At 70.7% G+C, this 9,234-nt stretch carries 14 protein-coding genes and 2 pseudogenes; 5 read left to right on the top strand and 11 right to left on the bottom strand.

Features of this window, described 5'->3' with window-relative positions:
* Nucleotides 1-746 precede the first annotated feature (746 nt).
* On the top strand, nucleotides 747-965 hold the full coding sequence (locus ABD369_RS36945) for an IS3 family transposase (protein ID WP_344641028.1): 219 nt from the start codon (nucleotides 747-749) through the stop codon (nucleotides 963-965).
* A 53-nt stretch (nucleotides 966-1,018) separates the two neighbouring features.
* On the opposite strand, the gene ABD369_RS36940 is transcribed toward ABD369_RS36945, so the two are convergent.
* The 6 genes and pseudogenes from ABD369_RS36940 to ABD369_RS36920 all read right to left on the bottom strand — a co-directional run bounded on the left by ABD369_RS36940 (nucleotide 1,019) and on the right by ABD369_RS36920 (nucleotide 3,695).
* Nucleotides 1,019-1,318, bottom strand: coding sequence for a hypothetical protein (locus tag ABD369_RS36940; RefSeq protein WP_344641027.1), 300 nt, complete (start codon nucleotides 1,316-1,318; stop codon nucleotides 1,019-1,021).
* A gap of 518 nt (nucleotides 1,319-1,836) precedes the next feature.
* Entirely contained in the window at nucleotides 1,837-2,088 is a 252-nt protein-coding gene (locus tag ABD369_RS36935; RefSeq protein WP_344641026.1) for a hypothetical protein, read from the bottom strand.
* A 28-nt stretch (nucleotides 2,089-2,116) separates the two neighbouring features.
* Nucleotides 2,117-2,413: pseudogene (gene tpg, locus ABD369_RS41370) on the bottom strand (telomere-protecting terminal protein Tpg); the annotation flags it as partial.
* Between the two features lie 12 nt (nucleotides 2,414-2,425).
* A complete protein-coding gene (locus ABD369_RS36930; RefSeq protein WP_344641025.1) occupies nucleotides 2,426-2,659 on the bottom strand; it encodes a helix-turn-helix domain-containing protein in 234 nt (77 codons plus the stop codon).
* A 412-nt stretch (nucleotides 2,660-3,071) separates the two neighbouring features.
* Nucleotides 3,072-3,353: a hypothetical protein gene (locus tag ABD369_RS36925; RefSeq protein ID WP_344641024.1), complete on the bottom strand. Its 282-nt coding sequence runs from the start codon at nucleotides 3,351-3,353 to the stop codon at nucleotides 3,072-3,074.
* 60 nt (nucleotides 3,354-3,413) lie between these two features.
* Nucleotides 3,414-3,695, bottom strand: a complete 282-nt coding sequence (locus tag ABD369_RS36920) for a helix-turn-helix domain-containing protein (protein WP_344641030.1) — start codon at nucleotides 3,693-3,695, stop codon at nucleotides 3,414-3,416.
* A 918-nt stretch (nucleotides 3,696-4,613) separates the two neighbouring features.
* Here ABD369_RS36920 and ABD369_RS36915 point away from each other — a divergent pair.
* On the top strand, nucleotides 4,614-4,826 hold the full coding sequence (locus ABD369_RS36915; protein ID WP_344641023.1) for a hypothetical protein: 213 nt from the start codon (nucleotides 4,614-4,616) through the stop codon (nucleotides 4,824-4,826).
* A 176-nt stretch (nucleotides 4,827-5,002) separates the two neighbouring features.
* Here the strand turns inward: ABD369_RS36915 and ABD369_RS36910 are convergent, their stop codons facing one another.
* The 4 genes from ABD369_RS36910 to ABD369_RS36895 form a co-directional block, all read right to left on the bottom strand.
* Nucleotides 5,003-5,386, bottom strand: coding sequence for a hypothetical protein (locus ABD369_RS36910; RefSeq protein WP_344641022.1), 384 nt, complete (start codon nucleotides 5,384-5,386; stop codon nucleotides 5,003-5,005).
* Between the two features lie 76 nt (nucleotides 5,387-5,462).
* On the bottom strand, nucleotides 5,463-5,960 hold the full coding sequence (locus tag ABD369_RS36905) for a P-loop NTPase family protein (RefSeq protein WP_344641021.1): 498 nt from the start codon (nucleotides 5,958-5,960) through the stop codon (nucleotides 5,463-5,465).
* Nucleotides 5,957-6,193, bottom strand: a complete 237-nt coding sequence (locus ABD369_RS36900; protein ID WP_344641020.1) for a hypothetical protein — start codon at nucleotides 6,191-6,193, stop codon at nucleotides 5,957-5,959. The genes ABD369_RS36905 and ABD369_RS36900 overlap by 4 nt, the downstream gene beginning before the upstream one ends.
* 146 nt (nucleotides 6,194-6,339) lie before the next feature.
* A complete protein-coding gene (locus tag ABD369_RS36895; RefSeq protein ID WP_344641019.1) occupies nucleotides 6,340-6,864 on the bottom strand; it encodes a hypothetical protein in 525 nt (174 codons plus the stop codon).
* Nucleotides 6,865-6,908: 44 nt separating this feature from the next.
* Between ABD369_RS36895 and ABD369_RS36890 the strand changes: the two are divergent.
* Nucleotides 6,909-7,136, top strand: a pseudogene (locus ABD369_RS36890) (SMI1/KNR4 family protein); the annotation flags it as partial.
* A gap of 582 nt (nucleotides 7,137-7,718) precedes the next feature.
* On the opposite strand, the gene ABD369_RS36885 reads toward ABD369_RS36890, so the two are convergent.
* Nucleotides 7,719-7,862 carry a hypothetical protein gene (locus ABD369_RS36885; RefSeq protein ID WP_344641017.1) on the bottom strand — a complete coding sequence of 48 codons (144 nt, stop codon included), beginning with the start codon at nucleotides 7,860-7,862 and terminating at the stop codon, nucleotides 7,719-7,721.
* A 276-nt stretch (nucleotides 7,863-8,138) separates the two neighbouring features.
* On the opposite strand from ABD369_RS36885, the gene ABD369_RS36880 reads away from it, so the two are divergent.
* A complete protein-coding gene (locus ABD369_RS36880; protein WP_344641016.1) occupies nucleotides 8,139-8,789 on the top strand; it encodes a hypothetical protein in 651 nt (216 codons plus the stop codon).
* Nucleotides 8,790-8,931: 142 nt separating this feature from the next.
* Entirely contained in the window at nucleotides 8,932-9,234 is a 303-nt protein-coding gene (locus ABD369_RS36875) for a hypothetical protein (RefSeq protein ID WP_344641015.1), read from the top strand.

Below are 9,234 nucleotides of genomic sequence, written 5' to 3'. Positions count from 1 at the left end.
CCTGCGGGTACTTCTTCGGGGCGGCCATGGCCTCGGGTCCTCTCATGAGGCCCATCTGACCCGCTGTCACCATCCGCCGCATCTCGGGGGAAGCTCAGGTACACCAACGGTGTACCAGCTGCCCGGCCCCGGAATGCTGCTCCCCGGTCCGGGTGTGGACACGCCTCGAACGGCACCCACGGGCCAGGAGGAGTCGGTCCAGGAGCGCTGCTCACTCCTGGACCGGGCCCATGCGATCAGCCGGCGCCGCCGCCGGCCTGGCCAGGCGCCGCGCCTGCCTCAGCGCAGCAAGGTTTCTGGATTCCCCCGCGCGGGCCGGCCTGTGTTCGTACGATCGGCTCGGTCCGGCCCGGGCTTTTTGGCGTGATTTTGTCGGGTCATATGAGAGCCACGGCTCCGGTGTGAACGGGAGCCAAATCTAGGCCGTTCGTGGCGGCGGTGTACTCGTTCATGGAGGGTGTTCTTCGGTGAGTTCGGGGGCCACTTCGGCGAGTTTGGGAGCCACTGATCGGGTGACCTGCCGGATCTGGGCGGAGTGTCCGCAGGAGGCTGGGTCAGGGCGCCGATAGCTTGTGGCCGCGGGCCTGGGCAGCCTCCCTGACAAGACGCGGCCGGGGCCCGCCTCGATGTCGGGAACGCCTGGTATGTATGCGCGATGGACATTCAGGATAACCGGTTCGACTGGATCGATGAAGAGGAAGGGTTCTACCCGGTCCGCGCCGGCCTGGCCAGGCGCCGCGCCGAGCGTGATCAAGACCGAGTGCATCCGCGGCCGCGTCTTCGACACCCGCGCCGAGGCGAACCTCGCGCTCTTCGAGTACCTCGACGGGTTCTACAACCCCCGCCGCATCCAGAAACGACTCGGCTACCTCAGCCCCATCGAATACGAGGAGAAGCACTACGCCAACCACGCGACGGCCGAACAAGTGAACCTGAAACCCCGCCAACCCCTTCTGACCAGCTGATCAGCACCTCCCGCACGCCGGGGGAAGCTCACCCGTTGCCGAGGGCGGCGGCTTCAGCTGTCGCCCTGCCAAATCTGGAGGACTGCTTCATACAGTCGGTCGGCCCCTTCCCATCGGGCCGGGTCGTTCTCGTCGTCCATCACGTGCTCCAGGACCCTGGCCAGGATGGCGGGGTCGGAGTCGGCGGGCACGCCCAGCGCCACCAGCGCGCCGGAGCCGTCGGGAATGGATTCGTTGTCCCAGCCGTACGACCAGCCGTCGGTGCTGTCCCAGTTCACGGTGAGCACCAGGTCGGCGTCGGGGGCGTCAGGATCGCCCTGGCGGTCGTGGTTCCCGGCGCCCCAGCCCAGCATCGCCTGCAGAGCGGGGCCGTCGGCGGGGCCTTCCTCCAGCCACCAGACATCGGGGTCGCGCCCGATGCCTCCAGTGCGGTGACGACCTGCGTGATGTACTCGTGGTGCGGCAGGTTCCTGCCGCTCTCCTTGAAGATCTCGGGCATCGTGGGCTTCCCCTCCGTCGCGTCGCGGGCCGGGCTGCTCCCGGCCCACTGGTGGATCTTCGGTCGCCGTGGCTGCCGACAGAGATCGGGTGGTCAGCAGGCGGGGCCGTCCTGGCCGGCGACGGTGGTGCGGGGCAGGGCGGTGACGGCGGCGGCCGGGATCATCGGCTCGCCGCTCATCAGATCCTGGAGGATGGGCGCCGGCGGGGGCGGCTGGCCGTGCTCGCCGGTGTAGTGGTGCTACTCGCTCGATTCGGGTCCTTTCGTATTTCGACCGTGAATTCACGCGTAGGGCGGCGAAAATAGAAAGTCCCGGCCGCTCTGGGCGGTCGGGACGGGTGTTTTTGGCGACATGAAGCTGTGCGGAGGCTGTCAGCGGTGCGTTGGCGGGCCGCCGCGTCCCCGGTTCGGTCTGCCGGTGCAGCCGGTCGGGGCGCAGAGCCGGCCGGTGCCGATCTCGTCGGCGAACAGCAGCCGGTCCTCGTCGAGACGGTGCGCCTGGCAGCACCCTGCCCACGGCACTGTGCTGCGGCCCTGGACGACGGCCCGGTACAGCACCCCGCCGGGACGGCCGAAGGCTGGCGCGTACACGGGCTGGCCGTCGATCAGGTACTCGGCGCTCACGTGGTCTCCTGGGATCGGGGTGCCGGGTTCACAGCTCGATGTCCATCCATTCGACCGAGTTGACCTCGGCGTCGAGGCCGCGGGCCCGGCCGCCCTGGCGGAAGTAGTGCTCGCCGAGGGCGTCGGCGATGATCTGCTCCTGGTCGGCCTGGCTGGCTCCGGCGTCGTGGGCCGCGTACAGGCGGCGGGCGACGTCGCCGGGCAGTTTCTGGCTGATGATGCGCGGGCGGGGGGCGTCGGTGCTGCCGCCGGCGGCGCTGTAGCCGAACGTGGCGGACAGGTGGAGGGTGAAGCCGTTCTGCTCGGCGGCCCGCCGTACGCGCTCCTTGACCTTGGGCTACCACGTGGCGCGGAGCTTGGTCTCGATCTGCTTGGCGGCGGCGGGCTTCGGGTTGCCCTGGCCCTTGAGCCAGCGCTGGACGGTGCGCTGGCTGACGCCGAGGTCCAGGGCGAGCTTCTTGGTGGAGCCCTTGGCGCCCTTGAGCAGGAACCGCATCCGGGCGGCGGTGGACTGCGGGATCGGGCGGGTGCGCTCGGCACGCTCCAGGCCTTCGTCGAACTCGCGGCTCACGGTGGTGTTCCTTCCCTGCCGCCGGGCGGGCGGCCACTGCTGGCGGTCGTGGTGGTGGGCGAGGCCGGGCCGGTACTCGAGTACCGGCCCGGCCGGGGCGGGCTACTGGTCGTCGGCGACGGTGTTGCCCTTGACGTGGCGGCCGGGGTTCACGCCGTCAGCCATCAGCTCCAGCACCTCCGCGAGGGGCTTGGAGCCCTCGTGCTTGACGTGGCCGGGGGAGACGCCGAGGCGGGGCAGGCCGGTGATCGGCTTGCCCGTTCGGGCCGAGGATGACGGCGGGCTTGCCGTCCGGGCCGTAGGGCAGGACGTCGAGCGGGGAGGGGCCGACGGCCGGGTAGACGACGCAGTCGGTGGCCACCGCGAGCGGGTAGCGGCCGGTGGCGGCGGCCAGCTTGACCATCTTGCTCTGTCAGCGGCGTAGCTCCTGGACGGCGTTGGGGTCGAGCTCAGCGGTCAGCTGGGGCTGAGGGGCCAGCTCCAGCGGGGCCTCGAAGGTGTGGCAGATCATCTCGGCAGCCGCGTTGCGGGCTTCGCTCAGGGGCGGCCCGAAGGCGGGCCGGTGCGCGGTGCCCGTTGCCGCCCACGGCGTCGCCGGGCGTAGGGCACCGCGAGCGAGCGGAAGTCCGGTGCCGGGAATCCGAGCGCCTTCGACAGGGGTCTGGCCGCGCTCGCCCGGCAGCGGGAACTTCATCTCGGTTGCCCAGGACTTGACCGTGCCGGTTTCGCCCGCGGCTGTAGGCCAGATTGCCGGTCAGGTGTCCGCGGTGGGCTCCTGGGCGCGCTGGGAGCGACGGAGTTGTTCATTGAGGCGCAGGGCTTCCTCGAGTTGGTCTTCGAGGATGACGATGCGGCAGGCGGCTTCGATGGGGGTGCCCTGGTCGACGAGGTCGCGGGCGCGCATGGCGATGCGTAGTTGGTAGCGGGAGTAGCGGCGGTGGCCGCCGTCGGAGCGCAGGGGGGTGATGAGGCGGTGTTCGCCGAGGGCTCGCAGGAAGCCGGGGGTGGTGCCGGTCATCTCGGCGGCGCGGCCCATGGTGTAGGCGGGGTAGTCGTCGTCGTCGAGTTTGTCGGGTGTGTCGGAGCTGGCCGTGGTAGTCACTGCACCTCTCTGGTTCTCGGGGAGAACGCGTCGAGGGGCCCCGGCGCCGTGTCGGCTCCGGGGCCCCGAAGGGGAACAACACCATCTACCGGCCTGGGGCCGGTCCTGTTACTTCCGCACTGCCCCGGGGGATGGGGTGTGCGGGGATCGCGTATGCGTGACCGGAAACCACCGTCCTTCAGTCCTTGAGGGAGGTCTGCGGTGTCCGCCCGGACGAAAAACAGCTACCCCACGGGCCGGGCGATCCTGATGGCGCTTGCGCCCTCCGTTCATCCTCTGTACTGAACTGTCACTTTCGTACTGCTGGTACTGCACCTGCTGAACTGCGTACTGCTGGTCGGTGGCCGTGACGGCCCACCTGGTCCGGCAGCCAGCCCCGCCGGCCGTCCTGCACCGCGCTGGCCTGGAACCCCACTGCCCGGACCCCTCGGCACGCGCGCCCGCAGTCTGGGCGCCTTTGCCGAGGTCTTGCCTGTCTAGCGACTGCCGGTACTGCACTCACTGAACTGCGTACTACTGGTACCGCTGGTGGCGGCCCCTGATGCCTGCGGGCCGCCCGGTCCGGCAGCCAGTCCCGTCGCCGTCCTGCAACTGCCTGGCTTCGGAACTCCACTGCCGGACCGAACTGCGAACTTCTGTCCAACAACCCCGGCCAGTTCGTGTCTGGCCGGTATCGCCGACTGCTGTCTACAAGAGAAACATTAGACCCGTCCGCGAGCAATGTCTACTCCGGCGAGCATAGATTTTGCGGAGGCAAGAAGGGAGGTAGTCTTCCGCTGCGCGGCGGCGGCAACCCCCCGAGCCGCCGCCTCGCGCCCGAAACAGCGAGCGGCACCGCGCAGGGAGGCGGCAGTGGGACACCCGGCTTCCGTGGCACCGGAGACGGTCCGGGACGAGCAGACGGCCTTGATCGAGGCGATCACCGAGGCCGTGCACGACGGTGACGACCGCACCGTCCGCCGACTGCTGGCCCGCTTCGCCGAGCTGGCAACCATCGCCGACCTGTACGCCCTGCGCGACGCCCTCGACACCGCCCGCCCATCCGGCAACCGCAGGCAGAGCTGACCCTTGCCGACCGGGCTCGCGAACCTGCCAGACTAAGCGTCAGGTCGATCCCGCGCCTGGCGTCGTGGCCGCTGCGGAGGCGCGCTCGCTCTGACCGACCGGGGCAACGAGGCGTATGCCCGCCCGGTAGGTGAGCTCCCGCACGGTGACGGTGACGGCCGACGCCCGGTCGCGGATCACGCCGCGATGGCGAGGTCGGCGCGGGCGAGGAGCTCGCGGTGGACCGCGGAAGCGTTGCCGCGCCAGTACGCGAGCAGCACCCGGATCTGCGGCGTGATCTCGAACCGGTCGCTGTCCCGCGCTCCGGGGCGTTCGGCGGTCTCCGGTGCGACGGTGGCCTCGGCCAGCCACCGCCACACCGTCCGGTCGGAGACCGCCAGGCACTGCGCCGTGGTGTGGACGTGCGCGCGGGTGAGTTGGTGCTCGGCGCGCAGGGCGAGCAGACGGCGCACAGCCGGTCCGCGCAGGGCATTCAACGACACAGTGCCAAGGGCGAGCTCGGCCTCGGCCAGCGCAGGCGCCACGACGGTGGCGGCGGCGTCGTGGGTCGGGATGTTCACCTGTGTCCTTTCCGCATGCGGTGGCAGTCGGCACGGCAGCGCGGTGGCGGCCGGCGCAGCGACCGGGGTAGCGGGGTCAGAGGTTGGGGCCGAGCCGGGAGCACGCCCTGGAGAGCAGCGCGCCATCGGCACCGGTGCCGGGGCGCTGGTCCAGCGCCGCGTAGGCGTGGGAAGTGATCTTTGCCCAGGTCCGGAAGTTCCCCCGCGCACAGGTCTCGTCCACGTGCAGCAGATCGGCGTCGACCGCGGTATGCCACAGCGGATGGAACAGGCGCAGCACGGCGGGCACCTGGGAGGCCTCCAGGCGGGGGACGTGCTGCCAGGTCAGCACCCGTGAAGCCAAGGTCGGGGCTCGGGCCAGAGTGCGCTCGGCACCGGCCCCACACAGCACCAGCGAGGTCTGCGTGGTCGGGGCGTCGGCCAGCAGGCGCAGGTAGTCGAGTTCGGGAGCGGCGATGCGCTGGACGTCGTCGATCAGCACCACACCCGGGGACCTGAAGGCGTCGATGAGCGCGCGGTCGGCCGCATCCGTGCGGTTCGTCAGCGCGGTCGCCGGCAGGCCGAAGGCGGTCACAGCGCGGCGCGCAGCTGCGGCAGGGCCGGCTTCACCGCCACCTGCGCTTGGCGGACAGGCAGACGGCGCGGCAGCAGGCCAAGGGCCTGGTGGACCGCGGCCGTCTTGCCCTGCCCCGCATCCCCGTAGACGCACGCGATCTCCCGCGCGGCGACCGTGTGCGCGAGCGCCTCCGTCACCTCGCCCAGCTGGCGTGTCGCGACCACGTGAGCGCCGGGAACGTACAACCGCACCCCCAACGACACCCCCGCAGCGGAGCTGCCGACGGGCACGGCCGGCGCGGCGGGCTCGGTAGTAGGGCCAGGGGCAGGTGGAGGGGCAGGTGGAGCCTGGCTGGCTTCATCGACCGTGCCGGGCAGGAACCCGGGGGACCCGCCTTTCAGCGAACACCAGGGCGCCGGACAGCGCCGTCTCGGCGACGTCGGCATCGGGATCGTCGAGGAACGGGGCACAGCAGCGGCTTCAGAGCATGCACGGCGGCAATCACCGGGCAGCCTTCAAGGAAGTCCTTGTCGTAGTACCGCTGGCCAGCCTCCGTGCAAGCAGTGTCGAAGTCACGGGCAACACTGGCCAGCCATCCCAGCAACTGCGCGTAGACCATGCCCGCCGCCCCGGGGCGCTGCTGCGTGCGGCGGGCCAGGACAGCCGCGACGCACAAGGCCGCCGGCGCGGTCGCCTCGTACAGCCGGAAGCCGTGCCGCACCGGCTCAAGGTCACAGAGAGCCCGCACGGCCTCCTTCACCGTCAGGTCCGGTCCGAGCAACCGGGCCAGCACCCCAGGCAGTTCCTCACCCGTCCCGAACCCCGTGCCCAGCGACGACCGGTCCGTGCCCCGCACCACCACCCACGGATCCGGCAGAACATCGGACACAGGCACGCCGGCATACGCATCGGAAGTCGTCACCCTCCGCACCCTACGGCCCACCACCGACGCGGTCCGGGTAGGTTCTGCGCGAGACAGCTACCGATGATCGACGGTTCCCCACCGCACTGGCCGTTACGCTGGCGGTGCCGTTCGACTACGACGGCGGTGAGGGCATCGACTTCGAGTCCTTCGACGCCTTCCTCTCCGCCGAGGACACCACCGACTGGCTCCGCGCCTGGACCGACAACGCCGAGCTGACCGGCAGCAACTTCCGGGTCTTCGGGCAGAACGGCTCCGGCGGGTACCTGGCTGCGGCGGCGCAGGCCTGCGCCGCTCGGTGATCCGGCCGACCACCCGGGCGTCGTGCGCCGCGAGCGCGCGCAGAACCCGCCAGATCGTCCGGAAGGAGCAGGCCTCGATCTCGGCGTCGGCCTCCGCCTTCACGGCCTCGCCGGCGTCGTGGACCTCGGCCGGGTGCGCGGTGCTCGTGACAGCCGTCTTCTACGGCATCAAGGTTGCCGGGAGATCTGGCACATGGCCCATGTCGGGCTGGGAAGCATCACCTGATCCGATTCCATCTGGCTGGGTATCGGGCGGCGTCGCCGTCTGATACCCAGTTGGCCTCCACCACCGTGGTGGAGGCCAACTGCTGCGCGACGTCGGCCATACTCGAACCCGCGCCCGCAACAAGGTGTACGGTCCGCTTGACCTCACCCTTGTACCCGAGCGCCACCTCGACGGCGCCAAAGTGCCGACCCCGCTGCCGAGCTCGCTTGCACCGTCGGCACTATGCCTGTGGTCCGGCGGTTCCGGGCGGTACCCGGCCGTGCGACGTTAGTTCGCAGGCACTGCCGAGCTCGGCCCCACCCAGAGCGAGACCATCGACGTGGGGTTCAGGAGCGCAGCAGGGTGTCCAGGAGGACACGGACGGTGGTGTCGGCTGCGGCGGTAAGCAGCAGGTGCAGCGCGGTCGTGGCGGCCGGGTGGTGGGCAACGTCGCGCAGGGTGCGCAGGACGGGGCCGTGGTGGTTGTTCATCCAGGTGCTCCTCGGGTCGGTCCGGCATGGTGCCGGGCGGTCGAGGAGCACTGCAGTGGTTCGGGGCGGGGTCCGGCGAGCCGGTGCGGTGCCGAACGGGATGGCCGTCCTGGTAGAAGAGGGTTCGGCTAGGGTTCGGCAGGTGTTCGGACCGGACGAGGGGGCGGTGCAGTGGGGGGCGTGGCGGAGGAGTTCGCGTGGGAGCTGAAGGCCTTGCTGAAGGCCTCGAGTCTCTCTCTGAAGGAGATCATCAGGATCGGCGAAAAGAGCCGGTCGGTGACGTTTCCGAAGACGTCGCTGAGCGACTGGTTCAACGGCAGGTCCGTACCGTCCGACCCTGCCGTGTTCCGCGTCCTGGTCGAGATGCTGGAGCCCTTGGCGGAGAAGCGGAACCAGGGCTGGCGGCGCAGGAGCGCGCAAGAGTGGGAGCAGCGGCGGCAACTGGCCGCGCGCGAACGGCGTCAGGGCATGGGCGTCGCCCGGCTCGACGGCGCTGGCGGCGGACGCAACAGTGGGACGCGGGGCGGTCAGCGCGACAACGGCGGCGACGGTCGCGGGAGCGCAGCCGACAACGGCAGCGGCGGCGGCAAGGACACAGCGGGCGGCGGCAGTACCAGGGTCGCCGTGCCCGAGAAGAACATCGTCTCGCTGGGCGACGCCGCCAAGGCCGGCCGCGTCCTGGCCGCGCTCCCCTACCGGGAACACTGGCTGGCTCTACTGCGTGCCCCAGAGCACTTCCCGATCCACATCACCGTCGTCGAGGCGTTCCAGTGGGCCTGCAGGCGGGTGCGGCGCGACATCGTCGACTTCGTCGACCCCGCCCTGCACGAGGCGCACACGGCACTGCTCGCGGTGATGGCGGAGCTGGAGCAGTTCATCGGCGACCGGATGTTCGGCCCCAACCCGGGACGGCGCTGGATCGCCTGACCGACTATCGTCCCGACCGGGAGGCGAACCTCCCGCTCCTCGCGAACACCCGCGACCGCCCGACGCCCGCTACCGCGCCCTGGTCAACGCGCTGAGCCAGCGCGGGCTGCTGTGGGAGCCCGGACAGCCGACCACAGCGGTGATGCCAGGCTTGGTGACGGCGCCGGCCAACGCGGTCGTCCGCGCGGCCCAACTGGCCATGGAGCGCTGGGCGCCCTTCGACTTCCTCGAAACCGCCCGCGAGGACCGGCGCCCGCAAGCCCCGGAGGAGTGGATCGAGGAGTGCCGGCGCCGCAGGGCCTACGAGACGGCTCTGCGGGAACTGCACGACACGCTCGACGCGCTGGCCTCGTACCTGCCACTCGTCCTGGGGCCACGCCCCACGCCAAACGAGCTCGCGCTGGTGATCGAGCAGGTACAGCGGTTCCACGACCAGCAGCAGTAA

The organism is Kitasatospora cystarginea, from assembly GCF_039533515.1.
Taxonomy (GTDB): Bacteria; Actinomycetota; Actinomycetes; order Streptomycetales; family Streptomycetaceae; genus Kitasatospora; species Kitasatospora cystarginea.
Note: the sequence above shows the minus strand (reverse complement) of the source record. Positions and strands in the feature narration are given on the sequence as shown.

Excerpts from the sequence above, each read along its gene's own strand:
- ABD369_RS36940 (WP_344641027.1), bottom strand. The coding sequence starts at position 1,318 with ATGCTGGGCTGGGGCGCCGGGAACCACGACCGCCAGGGCGATCCTGAC.
- ABD369_RS36925 (WP_344641024.1), bottom strand. The coding sequence starts at position 3,353 with ATGAAGTTCCCGCTGCCGGGCGAGCGCGGCCAGACCCCTGTCGAAGGC.
- ABD369_RS36920 (WP_344641030.1), bottom strand. The coding sequence starts at position 3,695 with ATGGGCCGCGCCGCCGAGATGACCGGCACCACCCCCGGCTTCCTGCGA.
- ABD369_RS36885 (WP_344641017.1), bottom strand. The coding sequence starts at position 7,862 with ATGAACAACCACCACGGCCCCGTCCTGCGCACCCTGCGCGACGTTGCC.
- ABD369_RS36875 (WP_344641015.1), top strand. The coding sequence starts at position 8,932 with ATGCCAGGCTTGGTGACGGCGCCGGCCAACGCGGTCGTCCGCGCGGCC.